At 40.2% G+C, this 20,321-nt stretch carries 23 protein-coding genes and 1 other RNA gene; 8 read left to right on the top strand and 16 right to left on the bottom strand.

Translation table 11 applies throughout. The features are described 5' to 3' along the window. Positions 1 to 105: 105 nt before the first annotated feature. A complete protein-coding gene (locus KYJ26_RS21585; RefSeq protein ID WP_257475183.1) occupies positions 106 to 1,236 on the top strand; it encodes a CAP domain-containing protein in 1,131 nt (376 codons plus the stop codon). A 62-nt stretch (positions 1,237 to 1,298) separates the two neighbouring features. Here the strand turns inward: KYJ26_RS21585 and KYJ26_RS21580 are convergent, their stop codons facing one another. The 4 genes from KYJ26_RS21580 to KYJ26_RS21565 all read right to left on the bottom strand — a co-directional run bounded on the left by KYJ26_RS21580 (position 1,299) and on the right by KYJ26_RS21565 (position 6,253). Next, a complete protein-coding gene (locus KYJ26_RS21580; RefSeq protein ID WP_219169919.1) occupies positions 1,299 to 2,018 on the bottom strand; it encodes a DsbA family oxidoreductase in 720 nt (239 codons plus the stop codon). A gap of 84 nt (positions 2,019 to 2,102) precedes the next feature. Further along, positions 2,103 to 4,685 carry a helicase-related protein gene (locus KYJ26_RS21575; protein ID WP_219169917.1) on the bottom strand — a complete coding sequence of 861 codons (2,583 nt, stop codon included), beginning with the start codon at positions 4,683 to 4,685 and terminating at the stop codon, positions 2,103 to 2,105. Between the two features lie 184 nt (positions 4,686 to 4,869). After that, a complete protein-coding gene (locus KYJ26_RS21570) occupies positions 4,870 to 5,316 on the bottom strand; it encodes a CoxG family protein (RefSeq protein ID WP_219169915.1) in 447 nt (148 codons plus the stop codon). A gap of 148 nt (positions 5,317 to 5,464) precedes the next feature. Further along, the gene (locus tag KYJ26_RS21565) at positions 5,465 to 6,253 is read right to left on the bottom strand and encodes an HAD family hydrolase (protein ID WP_219169912.1); all 789 of its coding nucleotides are present in this window, start codon (positions 6,251 to 6,253) and stop codon (positions 5,465 to 5,467) included. A 162-nt stretch (positions 6,254 to 6,415) separates the two neighbouring features. On the opposite strand from KYJ26_RS21565, the gene KYJ26_RS21560 reads away from it, so the two are divergent. Both KYJ26_RS21560 and KYJ26_RS21555 read left to right on the top strand, forming a co-directional pair. Continuing rightward, a complete protein-coding gene (locus KYJ26_RS21560; RefSeq protein ID WP_219169910.1) occupies positions 6,416 to 6,712 on the top strand; it encodes a DUF948 domain-containing protein in 297 nt (98 codons plus the stop codon). A gap of 145 nt (positions 6,713 to 6,857) precedes the next feature. Further along, positions 6,858 to 7,508 (top strand): MtnX-like HAD-IB family phosphatase, encoded by a 651-nt coding sequence (locus KYJ26_RS21555; protein WP_219169907.1) that lies wholly within the window; start codon positions 6,858 to 6,860, stop codon positions 7,506 to 7,508. A 212-nt stretch (positions 7,509 to 7,720) separates the two neighbouring features. On the opposite strand, the gene ssrS is transcribed toward KYJ26_RS21555, so the two are convergent. Both ssrS and KYJ26_RS21545 read right to left on the bottom strand, forming a co-directional pair. Further along, a non-coding RNA gene (ssrS, locus tag KYJ26_RS21550) (6S RNA) lies at positions 7,721 to 7,909 on the bottom strand. Positions 7,910 to 7,992: 83 nt separating this feature from the next. Then, entirely contained in the window at positions 7,993 to 8,430 is a 438-nt protein-coding gene (locus KYJ26_RS21545) for a peptidylprolyl isomerase (RefSeq protein ID WP_206855066.1), read from the bottom strand. A 190-nt stretch (positions 8,431 to 8,620) separates the two neighbouring features. Here KYJ26_RS21545 and KYJ26_RS21540 point away from each other — a divergent pair, with 190 nt between their 5' ends. Then, positions 8,621 to 8,917: a phage holin family protein gene (locus tag KYJ26_RS21540; RefSeq protein WP_219169905.1), complete on the top strand. Its 297-nt coding sequence runs from the start codon at positions 8,621 to 8,623 to the stop codon at positions 8,915 to 8,917. Between the two features lie 58 nt (positions 8,918 to 8,975). On the opposite strand, the gene KYJ26_RS21535 is transcribed toward KYJ26_RS21540, so the two are convergent. Next, positions 8,976 to 9,503, bottom strand: a complete 528-nt coding sequence (locus KYJ26_RS21535) for a type 1 glutamine amidotransferase domain-containing protein (protein ID WP_219169903.1) — start codon at positions 9,501 to 9,503, stop codon at positions 8,976 to 8,978. Positions 9,504 to 9,882: 379 nt separating this feature from the next. On the opposite strand from KYJ26_RS21535, the gene KYJ26_RS21525 reads away from it, so the two are divergent. Further along, on the top strand, positions 9,883 to 10,479 hold the full coding sequence (locus KYJ26_RS21525; protein WP_257475197.1) for a peroxiredoxin: 597 nt from the start codon (positions 9,883 to 9,885) through the stop codon (positions 10,477 to 10,479). Between the two features lie 34 nt (positions 10,480 to 10,513). Here KYJ26_RS21525 and KYJ26_RS21520 read toward each other — a convergent pair whose 3' ends face one another. Further along, positions 10,514 to 11,395, bottom strand: a complete 882-nt coding sequence (locus tag KYJ26_RS21520) for an NAD(P)-dependent oxidoreductase (RefSeq protein WP_219169896.1) — start codon at positions 11,393 to 11,395, stop codon at positions 10,514 to 10,516. 166 nt (positions 11,396 to 11,561) lie between these two features. On the opposite strand from KYJ26_RS21520, the gene KYJ26_RS21515 reads away from it, so the two are divergent. After that, positions 11,562 to 11,822 carry a hypothetical protein gene (locus KYJ26_RS21515; protein ID WP_201715054.1) on the top strand — a complete coding sequence of 87 codons (261 nt, stop codon included), beginning with the start codon at positions 11,562 to 11,564 and terminating at the stop codon, positions 11,820 to 11,822. Positions 11,823 to 11,868: 46 nt separating this feature from the next. Here KYJ26_RS21515 and KYJ26_RS21510 read toward each other — a convergent pair whose 3' ends face one another. From KYJ26_RS21510 to KYJ26_RS21490, 5 genes are all read right to left on the bottom strand, one after another. After that, positions 11,869 to 12,225 carry a YidH family protein gene (locus tag KYJ26_RS21510; RefSeq protein WP_219169894.1) on the bottom strand — a complete coding sequence of 119 codons (357 nt, stop codon included), beginning with the start codon at positions 12,223 to 12,225 and terminating at the stop codon, positions 11,869 to 11,871. 107 nt (positions 12,226 to 12,332) lie between these two features. Beyond that, positions 12,333 to 13,466 carry an MBL fold metallo-hydrolase gene (locus KYJ26_RS21505; protein WP_374939786.1) on the bottom strand — a complete coding sequence of 378 codons (1,134 nt, stop codon included), beginning with the start codon at positions 13,464 to 13,466 and terminating at the stop codon, positions 12,333 to 12,335. A 111-nt stretch (positions 13,467 to 13,577) separates the two neighbouring features. Further along, entirely contained in the window at positions 13,578 to 13,871 is a 294-nt protein-coding gene (locus KYJ26_RS21500) for a rhodanese-like domain-containing protein (RefSeq protein WP_219169890.1), read from the bottom strand. A gap of 33 nt (positions 13,872 to 13,904) precedes the next feature. After that, entirely contained in the window at positions 13,905 to 14,267 is a 363-nt protein-coding gene (locus KYJ26_RS21495; RefSeq protein WP_219169888.1) for a rhodanese-like domain-containing protein, read from the bottom strand. A gap of 154 nt (positions 14,268 to 14,421) precedes the next feature. Then, positions 14,422 to 14,835, bottom strand: coding sequence for a hypothetical protein (locus KYJ26_RS21490; protein ID WP_219169886.1), 414 nt, complete (start codon positions 14,833 to 14,835; stop codon positions 14,422 to 14,424). 224 nt (positions 14,836 to 15,059) lie between these two features. Here KYJ26_RS21490 and KYJ26_RS21485 point away from each other — a divergent pair, with 224 nt between their 5' ends. Together KYJ26_RS21485 and KYJ26_RS21480 are read left to right on the top strand one after the other, a co-directional pair. Beyond that, a complete protein-coding gene (locus KYJ26_RS21485; protein WP_219170285.1) occupies positions 15,060 to 15,746 on the top strand; it encodes a response regulator transcription factor in 687 nt (228 codons plus the stop codon). Beyond that, positions 15,743 to 17,146 carry a sensor histidine kinase gene (locus tag KYJ26_RS21480; RefSeq protein WP_219169884.1) on the top strand — a complete coding sequence of 468 codons (1,404 nt, stop codon included), beginning with the start codon at positions 15,743 to 15,745 and terminating at the stop codon, positions 17,144 to 17,146. Before KYJ26_RS21485 ends, KYJ26_RS21480 begins: the two co-directional genes overlap by 4 nt. Positions 17,147 to 17,190: 44 nt before the next feature. Here KYJ26_RS21480 and KYJ26_RS21475 read toward each other — a convergent pair whose 3' ends face one another. The 3 genes from KYJ26_RS21475 to KYJ26_RS21465 all read right to left on the bottom strand — a co-directional run bounded on the left by KYJ26_RS21475 (position 17,191) and on the right by KYJ26_RS21465 (position 20,314). Beyond that, positions 17,191 to 18,111: a DUF1002 domain-containing protein gene (locus tag KYJ26_RS21475; RefSeq protein ID WP_219169882.1), complete on the bottom strand. Its 921-nt coding sequence runs from the start codon at positions 18,109 to 18,111 to the stop codon at positions 17,191 to 17,193. A 216-nt stretch (positions 18,112 to 18,327) separates the two neighbouring features. Continuing rightward, complete coding sequence (locus tag KYJ26_RS21470) at positions 18,328 to 19,104, bottom strand: sulfite exporter TauE/SafE family protein (protein WP_219169876.1); 777 nt, start codon at positions 19,102 to 19,104, stop codon at positions 18,328 to 18,330. Positions 19,105 to 19,186: 82 nt separating this feature from the next. After that, positions 19,187 to 20,314: an MBL fold metallo-hydrolase gene (locus tag KYJ26_RS21465; protein WP_219169874.1), complete on the bottom strand. Its 1,128-nt coding sequence runs from the start codon at positions 20,312 to 20,314 to the stop codon at positions 19,187 to 19,189. Positions 20,315 to 20,321 lie beyond the last annotated feature (7 nt).

Raw genomic sequence — 20,321 nt, 5'->3', positions numbered from 1 at the left:
ATTGAAAATAGGGTAGAATGGGTACTGCATATAGGGAAGAAGCCTTTCTATTTTTACTTCTTAAGTAAATTGGATACAATGAATGGTAGAATGGAGTGTTTGCATTTGAGACGATTATTTATTCTTATCATGATTATCGTGATTGCCTATATATCAAAACCCATCTGGGAGGAAAAAGTCGAAGCCACAGGGTTCGATTCCGTTCTCTCCAAAATTGAAGAATTCAAGGATAACCCAAGGGTACAGGATACCTTTGAGCAGATTTATAACAGAGTGAACCTTCTTCTGATAAAACTCGACGATTCATTCCGGGATCTTGAGAACACTTCTGACAAGAAGAAAGTTGATCCTGTAGAAAAGCCGACATTGACAGTTCCAAGTGATCAAAAATTCTCGATTTACAACATTGAAATCGGTCATTCCAGAGAAAGTGTCGAGGGGGAGCTCGGTGAAGCCAAAAGACAATCCGTCAATGAATACGGGGTTTCATGGAATGCCTATCATGAAAACTATCGGAACTTCTTGATGGTTTCCTATGATCAAAACGGACTGGTAAATGGCCTGTTTACAAATCAGGATCTCCTCTCCTCCGATTCAGGGATTAAAATGGGCGTGTCCAAAGAGATGGTACAAAACGAACTTGGAAAACCATTAACGAATATACGTAAAGGGCTTACATTATATCAGCTGCAAAATAACGGTGAACAGGAAGTATATCAAGTCGATGGAAGCTATGTGACCATCTTCTACGACAAGCATGAAAACGATACGGTCACTGCCATTCAGATCATCAAAGAAGACCTGGAAGCCAATAAGAAAAACTTTTATTCCGACGGAAGCTCCGAATTAAAAGAAGGATTTGAATTCCAGTTATTCGACCTTACCAATGCAACCCGAGTGGAAAAAGGCCTGAGCGTTCTCTCATGGGATGATCAAGTAAAAGACACCGCCCGGAAACATAGTTTGGATATGGCGGAACAGGACTATTTCAGTCATACGAATCTCGAGGGACAATCACCGTTCGACCGGATGGAAGAAGATCAGGTAGCCTTTCGGACGGCAGGAGAAAACCTGGCGTACGGTCAGCTGAGTTCAATTTTCGCCCACGAAGGACTGATGAATTCAAAAGGCCACAGAGATAACATCCTGCAGCCACACTACGAGCATTTAGGTATAGGCGTTGCCTTTAACGAGAAATCACAGCCTTATTATACAGAGAATTTTTATAGTAATTAACGAAAAAAGCAAGCGGGATCATCCGCTTGCTTTTTTCGTTTTAATTATGTGCCTCAAATTGATTACTTCTTGGTAGGAGGAACCTCACAACCATTTTCATCACAAGCCATACCTTCTGTAGCAAGAGGCTTGAGTGGAGACGTTTGATTTTCCTCATCCCACACTTTTTGAATCGAGTTCAAGAAAATGTCACTTGGCTGTGCACCGGATATGGCATATTTACGATTGATGACAAAGAACGGCACCCCTTGTACACCAATCTGTCTTGCTTCATCCTCGTCATTTCGAACATCTTGAGAGAATTCGCTGCCTTCAAGGACAGCCATTACCTCCTCTTGATCTAATCCTGCTTCTTTGGCTAATTCAACAAGGGTATCCCTGTCACCAATATGCTTGGAAAGGGTAAAGTGAGCATGCAACAATTTTTCTGTAAGCTCTGCCCCCTTTCCTTTCGTTTCTGCATATTTCGTAAGGCGATGTGCATCAAACGTATTCGTCGGTATATTCGTATCAAATCTAAAATCGAGTCCGACAGTGGCAGCTTGCTGGCTCATACTGTCTGTCATATTTTTAGCTTGTTCAAGAGAGGTTCCATATTTTTTTGATAAAATTTCCTGGATACTTAAAGATGTATTCACCGGAGCATTCGGGTCCAGCTCAAAGCTTTTAAATTCTATTTCAACCCCATCCCTGTGAGGGAATTTCTCAAGGGCTTCCTCTAAATGGCGTTTGCCAATATAGCAAAATGGACATACATAATCTGACCATACTTCTATTTTCATTCTTGAACACCTCAATCAACAGTTTCTTATTTCGTACTGATCGTATCATAAAACCTTCTATCTTACTTATGATGTGCTCATCGGTCAGAAATGAGGAGGCTTTCTTTTAGTTCTTCTTTTCACCCTGGTGGTGTGACACCTGTCGCAGATGGGAAATCCAAAGTTGGGTGGAAGCTTCTTTCCACATTGTTTACACGTTTGGCTCATACTTGTGACTTCCGTCCTTAAGCTTTCATGTACTCCATCTGCAATTTCACTTCGGACCCTCTCCCAATAGATCGCCTCTGTCTGCCTGCCCAATCGGTATAAAAATAGCAGATGAAGTCCGACAGCTTTATACGAAACTTCCTTTTGCTCAAGGTTGTTATTCTTAAGCTCTGGTTCCGGCAGGTCTTCCCCATCAACGATCGCAAACATACACTGAAGCCATTGTTCTGTTATTTGAGCTTCTTTCTTTGAGAAAGGAAGATGAAGAAAACCGTATAAATCATTTAACGATAACTTAGCTTCAATGTCCGTGCCACGTATTAATTCATAAAGCTCTCTTTCTTCAAAAAGCGTTGCTTTCTCCGTTCCAAAGGGACTCTTGAACTTGTCCCACAAGTAAAAGAACGTGTCCATATCATGGTAATAGCGTTGAAACCGTTCAAACACCCCGCTTGTAGGTGCAATCGCAAACGTGCGGAGAGATTGATCGGGCTGTTCAAGACGTTGCTTCATCATCTTAATATCCTTTGCGAAGGCAACCCTTCCCTCATTGTACATTCCTTTTCTACCAGCTCGACCGGCAATCTGCTTTACTTCCTGAGAAGTGAGTCTCCTTCTTCTCGTTCCGTCAAATTTATCCGTTTCCAGAAATACGATTCTGCGAATCGGTAAGTTCAATCCCATCCCGATTGCATCAGTGGCAACGATCATATTGGTTTTCCCTTTGATGAACTGCATCATTTGCCTTTTCCTTGTTTCAGGGGGCATACTACCGTAAATCATACTGACTTTATGTCCGTTATTTTGCAATCTTGAAGCCGTATCCAATACCTTCTTTCTTGAAAAACAAACGATGGCGTCCCCTTTTTTTGCATATTTCAGTTGAAATTCCTTCGATTCAACCTGTAAAGGAATTTCTCTCTTATAATTGTGAATGTCGACGTTTCCTTCCCCTACCAATTCCAAAAGGAGTTCCCGGACGTTTTCACTTCCTATGATATGGACCTCTTTCGCTCTTGCTTTCGTAATGGCCCTGTACCATGCAAAGCCTCGATCCTGATCAGCAAGCATCTGGGCTTCATCGATCACGATTACTTCATATTCATCTTTTTCACGGAACATTTCAACAGTAGAGGACACATGGTGTGCTAATGGGACTTCTTTTTCTTCTTCACCTGTTTTTAAATTACAGGGCACATCTTCAGAATTTAATTTGTCGAACACTTCTAAAGCGAGCAAGCGAAGTGGTGCAAGATACATACCGCTTTTAGCTTCTTTCATCCTACTGATCGCATGATGGGTTTTTCCTGTATTTGTTTCTCCGATATGAAGAATATAGTTGATATCTCCCCTGAATGAGGGACTGTATTCACGACCGAAGATGTCTTCCAATACACGTTCTTGTTCTTCCTGCTTTCGTTTCAGTTCAGCTAATTCAGCTGCTTTTCTCTCTTCCCGCTGCTCCAGGTCCTTTTCATATAATGAAAGATGAACATCCATATTAAAAGGAATCTCTACAAGCTTGTATAAATCTTCTACGTACTCTTCCTGAATCCTGTTAAAAAATGTTGACTTTAACGTAAGGAGGTGATGATGACTGATTCTACTCAGCCTTTCTTCTGATAGTTGCTGTCCGAACACACTCTCATACCCAGCTTTTAATCCAGGGGGGATATGCTGAAATAGTGAACGATAGACGACCTGCTCGGAGTGATAGAAAACAAATCGTTCATATGGATAGAAATATGTTTCATATTCCCATACGTGTCCATTCCAATATTCACTCTTCTTATGGATCGATCCGGTAAATTCACCTAAAAAATCCGCCACAGTAGTGAATGAAGTAGTTGAGAAGCTACCTTCTTCCTCTAATTTCTCTTCCAACATGAATGGTTCAATGGAACGATATTTTGATTTTGTTTCCAAGTCATTTATACATTTTTTCGCGAATATATAGCGTAACTCCACATACCAATGAAGTTCAAGTTTATCCATTGTATGGTTAACAAAGGACAGGATGTCTTTTTGGATATCCTTTTGGAGGAGTGCCTGCTTTTTTTCTTCATCTTTCTTGAGGGATTCCTTCCTTACCCTTTGGTGATGCTTTTGCCAATCACTTTCAGAAGGTGGATTTTTCTTTAACCAATTTAAAATATGGAAAGGTTCATAGTCTCTAATTTCATTTCGGAACAATTTGTTGAGGAGCTTTTTATCCGTACCTTCTATTTCGTAGCCTTTGTCCCGGAGGAACGCTTTCTTATGGCTGCGTAGAACGTCATTCGTTACTTTGTTCAGCCAGATATTCAGCCATATTTGTTGAAAAAAAGCACCTCTCTCTGTCAGATAGCCCTGGTACGATGGACATTTTTCATGTTTCTCAAGGAAATGTGCGATATCTTCCTCAATCTTCCTCTTCGTTTCTTCTATGGCTTCTTCCCGAAGTATATGAAGCTTTTGCATGATAAAACCCCTTTATCCTATACGTTTTGCAATTATTTCGTTTATGTATTTAATAGTGTATGTATTTCTACTGTATCTAACAAATCTCTTGCTCATAAACCATTTATTATATCACATCATCAATCATTCAGATGATCTGTCTTAAAAGGAAACAAGCCCTAAATAAGATGCAGGGCTCCTGAATTCAAGACTCTTTTCTTTCAATGGCCACTGCAACTGCGGAAGTTAATTCCCTTGTTAGGTCAACGATCATATGATCAAATGTCGTTTGAAGCAGCTTCGCAAGGGGGCTGGTGGATTCAATCATTAAACATCCCGTCATTCTTATAACAAGGGGGGTTATCTCATCCGCTTTGAAATACCCTGTACCAGTGAACCTCTGGTTGATCCCAGTTAACGTGAATTTCACTTCAGAAGGTACAATCCACTCGGTAATCAAAACCTGAACATGGATCTTCTTTGTTACCACCCCGTAGTGAGCAACAAATTTCCAATGTGATTCACGATCAGATAAGATGGTATGCTCCCTATATCCAGGAACAAGAGGAGCCCAGGTATTCATATCACGGATAAACGCCCATACGCTTGATTTTGATGCATGGACGTTCACGTGATGTATTCCTTTTCCCATTGCAATTCCTCCTTCTGTAATCATGAAGCCGCCCCTTTCGCACATGGGACGAGCTATATTGAGAATGCTCCTACTTCCGTGAATAGTATGTAAGGAGGATAACGATTATGAATAAAGAGGCTTCGAAGAATCGAAGCCTCTTTGTTTTTTAATTCATATTATTGACAATTCCGATCACTTCGTGCAATTCTTTCACTTCATAATCCGGTATAACCTTATCTGGTTTTTGTTGACGACGGTTTATCCAGATCGTCCTGATACCGAGTCTTGAAGCTCCCAGGATGTCTGTATTTAAGTTATCCCCAACCATGATAACTTCATTCTTATGCAGTTTCAGCCTTTCTAAAGCATGCTGAAACATAGATGGATCCGGTTTTCCTTTACCAACATTCCCGGAGATGATGATTTCTTCAAAGTATGGCAGTAGTTCAGGGGTTTTATCGAGCTTTGTATTTTGCAGGTGGGGAGATCCATTCGTTAATAACAATAGCTGATACCGGTCCTTCACTTCATCCAACACATGGAAGGTATCTTCATAAACGTATGGTCTATGACCCCTTTCATCTCGAAACTTTTCGGATAATTCCTCACCAAGTTTTGCATCAGATACACCTAAAGATGCCAAACCGAGAGTCCATGCCATTTTTCGGTATGTAGGAACGATTTCTCTCATTTTAAGGAAGTGTTCATCATGATCATCCAGGAAGTCGCCCCACAGTCCTTCAAAGGGATTGATACCGATATTTTGTGTAAAAGCATATGTATCATAAGTTGCATACAGTTCCCTGGCAGCTTCCCTTACACTTTTCTCTAACATTACCGGATCTGTCCCCGCTTTGGTTTCGGCATAAAGGCAAGTTGCTTCGAATGCTTTTTCAATACTTTTTGAGTCCCATAATAATGTGTCATCTAAATCAAACATGATGGCTTTTATCACTTCGTCTCTCCCTCTCCCTTTATAGAAATCAAGCATATAGTTTAGATTACTAGCTTTATTAGAATTAGTAAACCAGAAGGATAAAACAAATAAATACGTTATTTTAGCCTGAATTAGGGAATATAACATTAAAAGCATTTAATTAATGAGGTGAAATTTCAAATGTGGATTGTATATGCGAGTATTGCACTATTTGTCATTACCCTGATTTTGTTTGGAGCAGCATTAATGAGAACCATCAAAACAACCCGCCCGATTGTCAATGACATGAATCATACGGTGGCCAATATTCAAGCGAGAATGGATAAAATCTCTGCAGAAGCAACACAGCTTCAAGAAACCCAGGGAGAGATTCAAGAAGACATCGAATATAAAAAGTCGAGCGTGACCACTACTATCCAGGAAGTTAAACGAACACCCGAAGTTCTTAAAGAATTTGTGAAGAGTATGAAAAAGTGATGATCAGTCACCCTGTTTAATTTTGCAGGGTGATGTTTCATGCTTCGACTTGGTTTACATAATGATATTATGGGTTACATTTCGTTTTCATCCTTTTCTTAAAACATGTTACAATCATCTATACAAATCACAAGGAGGCGAATATATGAAGAAATGGGCATTTGTTTCAGACTTTGATGGAACCATTTCTAAAATGGATTTCTATCATCTTGTCATGAAGAAATATTTTCCTGAAGGAGAAGCCCTTTTTAAACAGTGGAAGGCCGGGGACATGAAGGATATCGATTTTCTGCGTACAGTCTTTTCATCCATCCATCAGGATGAAACGCAAATTATTGAAGACATTCATTCACTTGAAATTGATGATCACGTTCCTGCGTTTATCCGTAAAGTTCAAGCACATGGAGGAGACTTTTATATTCTAAGTGCAGGAACAGATTACTACATCCGACTTATTCTAGAACAATACGGTATTAAAGGTGTCAAAGTCTATTCCAATGAAGGATATTATAAAGAGAAGAATGTACATATGAATATCGACCCTGAACATCCTCATTTTTCACAGCGATATGGGATTGATAAGTCCAAAGTGATGACCGATTTGAAGAAACAATATAAGATGATTTATTTTGCCGGGGATAGTGAACCTGATAGTCACGCAGCTAAAGTAGCAGATGTGACCTTTGCCATGAAAGCACTTCAAAGAATCCTGGAGGAGAGCGGGACTCCTTGTATTGAAGTGGATGACTTCAATGACATCGACCATTACCTGACATCCCAGGCTGTATTGAATTAAATCGTTTTGCACATTGACGTCAATCATGATACACTTATCTTGCCTCTCCCGGACATTCGCTTGTTGCGGGACACTTAACCATGTACGGACGGGAGGGGCCTTTGGTTACATATATGTAAAGACCGAATTCCATTTTGGAACCCGGTCTTTTTTTATTTTTGAAGAAAATAAAAAGCCAGCCCCCGATTGGGAACTGACTTGAGATACTAATGTAAGGAGCCACATTTGCCGTAATTTGATATAAGAAAGTTTTAAACCACCACTCCTCAAAGTGGGTGTTTGCAGAAGGTTTCCTGTCGTCCTCAAATCGTGGAGGCATGACATTCCAACTTCGATGTAAAACTCCCTATTACAGTTTAAAGGTTAAAACTTCGTTATGATTACGTACAACGCAGCCTGTATTAGTATAATACAACATCACTTGAATTATTTCAACCATTCTTTATCCGAATGTGAAAGTCACCCAAGGTCCGTCCCTCTTTACTTATGCATCAAATACTTCCACTTTCTCCATAACGTCGCCGTTTTTCATTGATTTAGCGATTTCGATGCCGGAAGTCACTTTTCCAAAGACGGTGTGAACGCCGTTAAGATGAGGCTGTGGCTCATGTACGATGAAGAATTGGCTGCCTCCTGTATCTTTACCAGCATGGGCCATGGATAATGAACCCTCTTCGTGCTTATGTGGATTTCCTTCTGTTTCACATTTAATCGTGTATCCAGGACCGCCCATCCCATTTCCATTCGGACATCCCCCTTGACTTACAAAACCGGGGATCACTCTGTGAAAGCTTAATCCGTTGTAAAAACCTTCGTTTGCTAATTTCTCAAAGTTAGCCACTGTTCCAGGAGCTTCATTTGGGAAAAGATCAAATTCGATTTTTTCACCTGTTTGAAATTGTATGTATCCTTTTTTCGCCATATATAACATCTCCTTTTTAATATAGGTCAATCAATATAATATCACTGAAAAATTCGTATGTCACTTTAAAGGTAATTTCACTTGGTATTTACTACTCTTCATAAAAGATATCCATACAGGTTGTCATGAACTCACCCAATACATGAATAAGCTTTATAGAAGTCATTTTTCATTATAGGGAGTGAATGACATGATTGAAAACTTATTAAGCGGGATTTCCATCGATCCACAAGTCACGGTACTCGTTCCTGTATTATGGGTGCTTGGATATGCATTGAAGAGAACCCCACATATTCCGGATTGGTTGATTATTTGGATATTATTATTGGTGGGGGTAGGAGCTAGCGGATGGACACTGGGCTTTGATTTTAACGGGATTGCAAACGGATTCATTGCTACAGGTGCCGCCATCACTACCCATCAATCTGTAAAACAGACGTTTTTTGCCCGGGTGAATGATCGTAATAAAAGAGAAAAAAAGAAATAGACAAAGAGATGGACTGGTCCGGAAAGGCGACTAAACGCTTTCATGACCAGTCCTTTTTTCATTTACTGTTTTTCAGCACCTCAATAAACTCTCTCATATAGTCAGGCAGGTCAGGTGGTCTGCGACTGGACACAATGTGGCCATCTGTTACGACAGGCTCATTTATCCAGGTTGCTCCTGCATTTTCCATGTCATCCTTTATCCCGGGTGTACTGGTGACTTTGACCCCTTGTAGGATCTTGGCTGATATTAATACCCAGCCCGCATGGCAGATTTGTCCGATCGGTTTCTTTCGTTCGTCCATCGATTGGACCATTGCAATAACTTCTTCATAACGACGAAGCTTATCGGGAGACCAGCCTCCTGGGACTAATATGGCGTCATAATCTTTCGGATCGATATCTTTAAAGGCAAACTCAGAAACAATCGGCACCCCATATTTTCCGATATATTCTTCATTGGCATTCTCGCCGACAATATGTACTGTCGCCCCCTCTTCCCTTAGACGCATGACCGGGTACCATAGCTCAAGGTCTTCGAAATCGGTACTGACTAATTGAATGATTTTCTTACCTATTAATTTCAATAGAATCCCTCCTCACTTTCATTGTCTAAGTTACATGAAGATATTGCAAACGATAACCTTAATTATAAGGGCTATACTTCTTAATCGCTTTAATGATCGTTTTGGTTTGAACATAAGAGACAAGGAAGACAACTACCGTCATAACTGAACCAAACATGTAAATCACTTTAGTAAGTTTATTAATATTTCTCTTCACCACATTCACCTTACCTTCAGAAAAAATGTACAATCCCCCCTATTATTCCCATGTTCGCATGAAGTATGATACACAGAAGGTTACCCTCTCCATCATATTTATTCGCATCAATGCATATGTTGATAGTACTTTCTCTAAAGGGGTGAGTGGATGTACAATCCTTTCTATTCAGGATATCCTCAAATGAGAAGTGAAGCTGGTACCTTTACTTTTTGTGCTCAAACAAATGACCCTGCCCCCCTCTTCATTGCTGAAGCATACGATAATACACAAAAGAAAATAAATACCGTTAACTTGGAGACATATAGGGGGAAATGGGTCATATTATTTTTTTATTCCAGTGATTTCACTTTCGTTTGACCGACTGAATTGGCAGCGGTCGCTGCTATTTACCCTAAAATAATAGCATTACAGACTGAAGTGCTTGGAATCAGTACAGATAGTGTTTACGCCCACAAAGTATTCACGGAAGTGTCCCCTTCTGCATCGAAGGTACAATTTCAGTTGGTGAGTGACCGAAACCATCAAATAAGTAAAGCTTATCGTGTACTGAATGAGCATGCAGGTGCAACGTTTCGTGCCACCATCATCATCGACCCTGAAGGAATCATATCTTCTAAAATGATTTACCCGAACGAAGTCGGGAGAAGTACATTTGAAATCTTAAGGGTATTGGAAGGGATCCAATATGCACGAAAGACTGGCAAAGGAGTTCCTGAGAACTGGCTCCCCACCCAATCAGGAATACAAAAAGATCCAGACTTCATCGGAAAGATATAAAAAGACGTCCCTGCCTGAGGGACGTTTCTTTACATTAGTCTTCCAATAATTTAATTAGCGCCTGGGTACCGCTGTTCTCCTCGCCTTTCATGGCCAACTCCTCATATAATGAAAGGGCTAACTGAAGACCCGGAGTCCTGATCTCCATATCCTTAGCTGAATCAAGAGCAATCTTAAGATCTTTGATAAAATGCTTTATATAAAATCCTGGAGCATAATCTTGATCAATCATTCGTGGAACCAGGTTGCTTAAGGACCAGCTGCCAGCTGCCCCGGATGTGATACTTGTCAGGACACTTTCTGGGTTCAATCCAGATTTCTTTGCGTAAAGCAGGGCTTCTGTAACCCCCATCATATTCGATGCGATGGCAATCTGATTACACATCTTTGTATGCTGACCAGAACCTGCTTTTCCTTGATAGACTACATTGGAACCAAGGAGTTTCAAAAGTGGCATGACCAACTCGAACGATTCCTCTGTCCCGCCGACCATAATGGAAAGCCTTGCCTCTCTGGCTCCGATATCCCCTCCTGATACAGGAGCATCCAATACGGAAATCCCTCTATCAATCCCTGTTTCACATATTTCCACAGCCAATTTCGGAGAAGACGTTGTCATGTCGATGGCCACTGAACCCTGTTTCATGTATTGTAAAATTCCATTTTCTCCAAGGTATAACCCCTCTACATCTGAAGGGTACCCTACGATTGTAATGACCACATCTGAAGCTTCTGCCACCTCCCGGGGTGTTTCAGCCCATTTCGCCCCGCTATGTATCAAGTCCATTGCCTTCTCTTTCGTACGATTATAAACAATTAATGGGTATCCTGCTTTTAGGATATGATCCGCCATACTTTTTCCCATGACGCCTGTTCCAATAAAACCGACAACAGTTTGTTTCTTCGAATCTTTCATCCTGTCCATCCTCTCTTCGTTTACATACTATGTTTATTTTCAACCAGAATGAGCATAATGTCCACTCCTGTAATATGAAAATGGAATCCCCATGTTTAATTTCATGCATGCCGGGAAAACAAGGAACATAATAAGCAAATAAAATTATTGATTGGAGGAGAACAGAATGAAAGTAAATAAAACACTGCTTGTCGGTGCCACTGTAACTGCAGGTTCATTAGGATGGATGCTGTCTTCGAAAGAAAAACGTAATCAGCTTCATAATATGAAAGAGGGCCTTGTAACGAAATTTAAAAAAAGAAAAAAAGAAGATTTACCCGTTGATAAAGGCGGAAATCCGGATCCATCAAATATAGAAGACAATTCCATGGTGAGTGAAGGGGCTATGACATCCGTACAATACTACAACGAACAGAAACAAGACTAAAAAAGCTGAAGGCGAGGGATCAATTCACCTCGCCTTCAGCTTTTTTCTAATTTAAAGTGAAGAAATACACCGTTACAAATAAGAGCACGATTGTAGCTACAACAGCCATCATTTTAATGAAGACATCAGCTGATACAAATGTTTGGGTATTAATATGTTTCCTCGTTCGGTAATAATTGAGCGTCGAACCTATAATGATTGCCAACCCTATGAAAATGGAAACAACACTTATTCCTGCTGCAATCCGATCTTGAAGGGGATCCCCTTGAAGAGAATTAAAATGTAAACTTGTTGTCAAGAAACCAATACCTATGATGGCAATAGCGGTTCGGATCCAAGCCAAAAACGTTCGTTCATTCGCCAAATGCTGCTGAATATATTTTGATTCATTGGTTTCCTTCATACTGAATCACTTCCTTGGTAGATCTCCAGCAGACAACCACCCAAATAGATAATGGGACGGTTGCCTTTTATTATCTTGCATTCTTTTTGCTACTGCAGAACCACTCTTCAGCGTACGGCGCATCGATTAGGACCAGTTTCCATTTCACGTTTTTCTTTATCTTCAGGGTTGATCTTACCCATATTTGTTTCACGAATTTTCTCATAGCTATTGGGTTGTGGAGGAAGATTTTCTGTAACCGTTTTTCTGAATTCCTTTTCATCGTCAATATTCAAGCCATGATTTTCTTTATACAAATCGCTTAATAGATGTGATATTGAACCATCTTCATTCATCTCGTCGATAGTCATAAAGTGTGCAGGCAGAACGATTAAATCATCCTGAAGACGTTTATATCTGGAATACAATGTTTGTCTCAAATCCCCAACCCAATCTTCAGCTTTTCCGGCTAAATCCGGTCGTCCGATGGAATCGATAAACAAAATGTCCCCAGTTAATAGATAGTGCTGATCAACTATGAAAGAAGTACTTCCAATCGTATGACCAGGCGAATAGACAGCTTCAATCGTCGTATCTCCTACCCTGATGACCGTTTCATCAGTCAATTCACTATAAGCGAATTGAACTTCTTCTGCGTCTTTCGGAGGTAAATAGTACGGTGAATTCCATTCATTACTTAGTGATCGTCCACCAGAAATATGATCCGCGTGAAGATGAGAATCCAGTACAGCTTTTACGGATAATTTATTATCTTGAATGAATGCTTTGTAAGGTTCGAGCAGACGGCTTGGATCAATGAAAGCAACCTCACCTTTAGAGACGACGGCGTAAGATAAGCATCCTTTCCCGATACGCACAAATTGATAAATCTCCCCACCTGCGAGTTCCCCAATCTTAACGGGTTCCAGATATTCACTCCAGGCCTGCATGCCCCCTTCTACCGAATAAATATTGTCCATGCCTGCCTCAACAAGCATTTCCGCCGTTCTTGTAGAAGAATTCCCTTTAGCACATATAACATATATCTCTTCATTTTTCGGCAATGTAGCTTGAACTGATTCTAGATTGTCCTTCAATTCGGAAAAGGGTTTGTTAATGATTTTAACGTTCTTCCCTTCTACTTTCCAATCATCAAATGCTTCTTTAGGGCGGACATCGAGAATGAACATCCTTTCCCCGTCCATGATTTTTTTGGTAAGTTCCTTAGCTGTCAATATGTTTACTGTTGTCATAACATACATTCCTCCCTCATGTTATTGTTATCTCTTCATTTATACATTATCCTAAATTCCCCGTTTTAAACCTGCAGGGGTATTAAGAATTGTGAATCGAAACAAGGTTTGGAGTAGTTATTAAACTTTTCCTTCCCAAGCCAGCATACCGCCATTCATATTTGTTACGTTGTATCCTTGATACTCGAGAAATTTCACAGCTTGACTGCTTCTCCCTCCAGATTGACACACAATAATGTAGTCTTCCTTTTTTTCTAATTCATTCATACGAAATTCAAGTAAACCCAATGGGATATTGACACTTGTGGGTATCTTCCCATTTTGTACTTCGGATGCCTCACGAACATCGATAATATTTAATTTTTCACCTGCAGATAAACGCTGATTCACTTCATTTGCACTAATGATTTTCATAGAGATCCCCCTCTTTCGGTATGTTTAAAAGGATTATTTCGACCAGGAATTCATTCCACCATTTACATTTATGACAGAAGTGAAACCTTTCTGATGCAGTAATTTACATGCATTGGCACTTCTCATTCCACTTTGACAGATGACGATGACATCTTTATCTTTTGATAATGTGTCCGCGTTGTTCTTCAGGGATTGCAAAGGCATATTCTTGAATTGCTTAATATGATTTTGCTTGTACTCTCCTTGCGTTCGCACATCGATAAACTGTTTGCTTTTATCCTTTAACAATGGTTTTAATTCATTTGTTGAAATTTGCTTGATATGTTTCCCTGGTTTCTTGACCATTACATATATAAAAACGAATGCAGCCAAAACCATCAATCCGATAAATTCCATTTCATGCACCTCATCCTATTATTTATTAGTGTGATTGTCACACCTTTATTTTTCTATTCTCATTATATACCCCAATGGGTATAATGTCAAAATGATTTCCACTCTACCTCTCCAAAAGAAAAACCGACTCTGCTGGGGAGTCGGTTAGTAATATTTATAAATAATAATAGTAACGTTTATGTGGACCTTTAAATGGAGTATTCACTATCTGTCCTCCGAGAAATCCTAATCCCAGACCAATCAATCCTGCACCGAGGGGGTTTATGCCATATCCGTAGCCGCCTGACGGTCCATATGGTGGCGGAGGCCCAAAACCTGAAGGTGGATAACCTGGTCCAGGATACCCTTGTGGCAAATAACCTGGTGCCCCGCTGTAAGGGCCTTGATTAAATGGCGGCCCTGAACCGAATCCTGCCCCTTGCCCTTGAAATGCGGTCTGTTGGACATAACCTTGATATCCACTGTTTCCACCTGGAAATTGACCTCCATCTCCTAGATTAGGAAAACCTGTGCCTGAGTTAAATAGGTTCAGTAAATTCTTTCTGTTCATCGTGCTCCTCTCATGCATGTTCGTCACTCCTCTTTATTAGCCTATTAGAAAAAACAAAATTGGGAAGGGCATGTGTCCCTGTTAGATAAAAAGTAGAAGACATTAGCCTGATTTCAAAATCAATTTCCCTCATGATAAAATAGGGAAAGAGAAAAATCGTAAATCTCACAAATAATTCACTATTTTTATCTATAATAATGTTTGATGCAATTACCTATGTGTAGAGGTTTGGAGTGTTGATGATGAAAAAATGGAACGTACTGATCGTTGATGATGAACAAGAAATGAGACAGCTAATCAAGCTGTATTTGAACAGGGATCATTATTTCTGTATAGAAGCTGAGAACGGATTGGTTGCACTGGACCAACTGAATAAAACAAATGTCGATATTATGATTGTGGATATTATGATGCCATTCATGGATGGATTCCAATTACTTCAGGAAGTGCGGGAGACAAGTCAAATCCCGTTTATTTTCCTGTCAGCTAAAGGTGACGATCTGGATAAGGTTAAAGGTCTTAAGCTTGGCAGCGATGATTATATGGTAAAGCCGTTCAACGCTGAAGAACTTGTCGCACGAATGGAAACAATCCTGAGAAGATCATACGGGATACAAACAAATCACCGTTCGATGATTGAGCGGTTCGGCCCGGTATCTTTCAATACAGCATCAAGGACCGTAACCGTCGGTGAGCATTCTCCCCGCCTGACCTTAAAGGAATATGAGCTCTTCTTGTTCTTGGCACGCAATCATGGAAGAGTGTACACAAGAGATCAGCTCCTTGATCAAGTATGGGGCAATGACTATGAAGGCAGTGATCGTACCGTTGATACTCATATTAAAACGTTAAGGCTCAAACTAAAGAACCACGGTCATTTGATTGAGACCGTCTGGGGTCTTGGATATAAATTTGAGGGAGCGTCTTGAAGAACCTAAAGCTTACACTAAATAAAAAAGTTTCACTCCTATTATTAATCAGCTTATTTTTAACGATTGTGTTTTCTTTCTTATTCATTCATTTTCTGTATAAAGACCTTTATATAGGTACTGTGAAGGAATCTCTCCTTTATCAGGGAGAGAGAACAGCAGCGCACTATCATTATGGGGATGTGAGCGGAAATGTCAAAGACAAGATTCTTTGGTACAACGTCATCTCCCCTTATGAAGTTTCCGTGGTTGAAGATCTTGATGATTTACGGGAAAGCTTTCCTTTTCAAATAGACGGAAAACCTCTTATCAGCGCTTCAGACAGGAGTGAATTGGCTAAAGGAAATCATCTTATGAAAGAAGGATTTGTGGATGAATTCAATCGAAATGTGATTGGAGCCATCTTTCCTCTTATGAATAAAGATAAGTTAAAGGGATATTTGTTCATTTATATACCCCTTGCTGAAATGACAGAAGTATTCAGTAAAGGGATCCCAATCTTAATATTGACCGGTGTCATGTTTTATTTCGTACTTTTCTTAATCATTCAGTCTTCCTTGGGCTCTTTGTTCAAACCTGTGAGGGAGATGCAGTCGTTCTCGAATAAAGTAGCCAATGGCGACTTCTCGGATCGGCTTAACGTCACCACCAATGATGAAATGGCAGAACTGGCATTAACTTTTAACAGCATGGTGGACTCCCTGCAGCATCAAGAAGATCGGAAACGCCAATTTCTTTCGAATGTCGCCCATGAACTGCGTACCCCCCTCACGTATATAGGCGGGTATGCAAAAGCATTGACTGACCGCGTTCAAACAAATCCTGATGAAATTGAAGAAAGCTTACACCTCATCCAAAAAGAATCGAAAAGGATGCAGAAATTGATTACTGAGCTGTTGGATTTGAATAAATTGGAGGATGCTTCTTTTTCACTTGATGTTGAACCGATGGTACTTTCCCAATTTATCATGGATTCCTTAATGCTGATTCAACCTAATGCAGTAATGAAGAAAATTGATATTAAACATACTTTGAATGAAGATTCCATCATTAATGGTGACCCTGATAGAGTGATGCAGGTATTCTTCAATATCCTTGATAATGCATTGAAATATTCACCGCAAAAAAGTCAAATATTGATTCATTCCTATGAAGAAGAGGGAATGGCTGTTGTGAAGATCCAAGATAAAGGTATGGGAATACCTGAAGAGTCCTTATCTCAAATAGGGGAACGTTTCTTCAGGTCTGACCTGTCGAGAACAAGGGATACAGGGGGGTATGGACTCGGTTTATCCATCGCTAAAGAAATTATGCATAAGCATAAGGGATCCTTGATTGTTGAGAGTAAAGAAGGATGTGGCACGACCGTCATTCTTTCTTTCCCCCTACTTGAACTATAAAAAGACTGAGTCGGTCGACTCAGTCTTTTTATAGTTGTTTCTGCTTATCCAAATAAATTTTTGATCGATTTAAAGAAGTTGGCGATTGCCTCCAATAATCCGGTAAAGAAATCAGACACTTTTTGACCGAACCCTTCATCGTTCACAATATCTTTAATGGTCGTCTGAATATCCTTCGTCAAGTCATCCAATTGTTGTTGGACATTGTCGAAGTCAATATCAAGGGATCTCATTTTTTCAAACAGATCAATCAATAACTGACGATCCTCCGGGCTTAATTCAATATTCAGTGCCTTAAGCTTATCTTCAACGATCTTCTCTACTTCCTCTTTGGTCGCAGGATCTTGCTCGGCGATTTCCTTTTTGATTTCAGTTAATAATTTACTAACTTCTTCCTTGTCAATCCCGGCTTCCTTCGCCAGGTCCGTTGCAACTGAAAGCTCTTCATTAGCTACTTCCATTCGAACCGTATCAAGCTTTTCTCCGCTTACATCATACGCTTTATAAATGCCGACCAGTGCGGAATGACCGCTGACTTTAACTGGCGAAGCAACATCCACGACTGCATTTTCGACTCCCGCCGTCAACAGGGCGTTTGAATACATTGAATTGGTTACTTCCGTAATGTTCTCCGGTGTCACAATATTGACCTTCAAGCCTTCACCTTTATCTTTTCGAGTAATCATGGCAGACGAAAACATACGGGCGTTTCGGTTCTCACCTTCTATATATTTTACAAGATCCTCTCCTGTAGCCGTAAACTCTTCCACTTCTGTTCCCTCGTCCATACCAAATTGCTCTTGAACTTGTTTTTTCTGCTCGCTTGTAAGTGTTTCCCCATATACAACGATTGGCAGTCCAAACTTTTCATTAATGCTTGCTTTATCATTATCTGCAGCAAATGCAGGCTGGATTCCGCTTACCATAAGTGAACATAGTAAGACAATAGCAATAAGCTTTTTCATTTTCATTCTCCCTTTTTCATAATGGATTAATCATTGAACGCATCCATTGTACTTGTACAATAGAATATATTCATCCATCTAGAGTCTTATTTCTTTCAATTATATAGACGAATCGGAACCATGGAAAGTTACAGGGAAACAAAAAAAAGCCAGGCTCGTTCATCACGCCCTTCTCTTTTCAGAAAAGATGCTTGATTAGTAGAACCAGGCAACCATTTATAATATATCTACCCAGATCTTAATGGCAGTCCCTAAGATTAAGAGGGCTAAGATCATTTGGAGAATCTTTGTATTCATTTTCTTTCCCGCCATGGCTCCAAGTGGAGAGGCGATCAGACTCGCCACTACCATGATCATGGCCGGCAAGTAATCAACCTGACCAGTGGAAATCTTTCCTACTGTGGATCCGATGGACGAAATCAACGTAATGGCAAGAGACGAAGCAATTGTCATTCTTGTCGGTATTTTAAGCACGACAAGCATGATAGGGACTAATAGGAATGCTCCTGCTGCACCAACAATTCCTGCACCAACCCCGACGATGAGGGCAAGAATGGCAGCGAGCCATTTATTAAATGAAACATCCTCCAATTTCACATCATCTATTCCTTTTTTAGGAATGAACATCATGATCGCTGCAATAAGGGCAAGAATTCCATACACGATGTTAATCCCTGCTTCACTCATAAATTTAGAGCCGAAACCACCAACGAAGCTACCGATCAGAATACTTACTCCCATATACGTAATGAGTGTTTTATTCAAGTAGCCCCCTTTACGGTAAGCCCAAACTCCACCAAGTGTTGCAAAGAACACTTGGACAGCACTGATACCTGATACTTCATGAGCTGAAAATGTGGCTACTCCGAGTAACGGGGGGATATACAGGAGCATGGGATATTTAATGATACTTCCGCCGATGCCCACCATTCCTGAAATATAGGAACCGACAAAACCGATTAAAAAGATTGTTATTATAAATGCCAAATCCATTGTGAGCCCTCCTTTTCTAGTAAAATGGGAACCGGCAGCCGCAGGTTCCCATTGGGAATCTATTTATTAAGCCAGCTGATTTTTATCTTACAGCACAACGGTTTGGTCCGATTTCCATCTCACGCTGCTTTTCTTCATCAGGAGTGACTTTCCCCATATTTGTTTCACGTATTTCCTGATACGCATTCGGTTGAGGAGGCAGGTTTTCAGAAACAAGCTTTCTGAATTCTTCTTCACTCTCAATGTTTAAACCGTGATTTTTGGCAAATAGTGTTCCTAACTTCTCACCTACAGAACCATTTTCATTTAATTCATCGATAATCATAAAGTGAGCAGGTAAAACGATAAGCTCCATGGAAAGATCTTTATAGCGTTTGTATAGACTCTCTCTTAAGTCTCCTACCCAATCTTCTGCTTTCCCCGCGAGATCAGGACGACCGATACTATCGACAAATAGAATATCACCTGATAATAAATACTTCTTATCGACTACGAAAGATGTAGATCCGATCGTGTGTCCCGGTGAGTACAGGGCGGAAATCTCAATGGTTGAATTTCCGATTACGATTTTATTTCCGTCTTCCAGAGCAGCGAACTCAAACGTCACTTCTTCTGCATCTTTAGGAGGTAACCAGTAAGTTGCACCCGTTGCTTCTGCAATCGTACGACCTCCTGAAATATGATCGGCATGTAAATGTGTATCAAATACGTTTGTAATCGTTGCATTTTTTTCTTTCGCAAATTCAATGAATACATCCGCCATACGAGTGGCATCCACGATTGCAGCTTCACTACCTGATACAACCATGTACGATAAACAGCCTTTACCTAAGCGTACGAATTGATAAAGTTCACCGCCATTTGACAAGTCACCCACTTTAACAGGCTCTAGATGCTCACTCCAAGCCTTCATACCTCCTTCAAGGTAAGAGACATCCTTGCCTTCTTCAGACAGCATTTCGGCCACCATAATGGAAGATCCTTCTTTGGCACAGACGACAAGAATATCTTTATCTTCAGGAAGTTGATCCATGATTTCTTCAACTCCGTCTAAAAGATCAAAATACGGAATATTTAAATACTCAAATTTCCCACCTTCAATTTTCCAATCTTCAAAGGCATCCACATTACGAACATCCAAAATGAATAATTCTTCTTTGTTCATCACCTTTTGTGCTACCTCTTTAGAATTCATCGGTTTAACAGCCATTTTTAAT

It is taken from the genome of Rossellomorea orangium (genome assembly GCF_019334305.1).
Classification (GTDB): domain Bacteria; phylum Bacillota; class Bacilli; order Bacillales; family Bacillaceae_B; genus Rossellomorea.
Note: the sequence above shows the minus strand (reverse complement) of the source record. Positions and strands in the feature narration are given on the sequence as shown.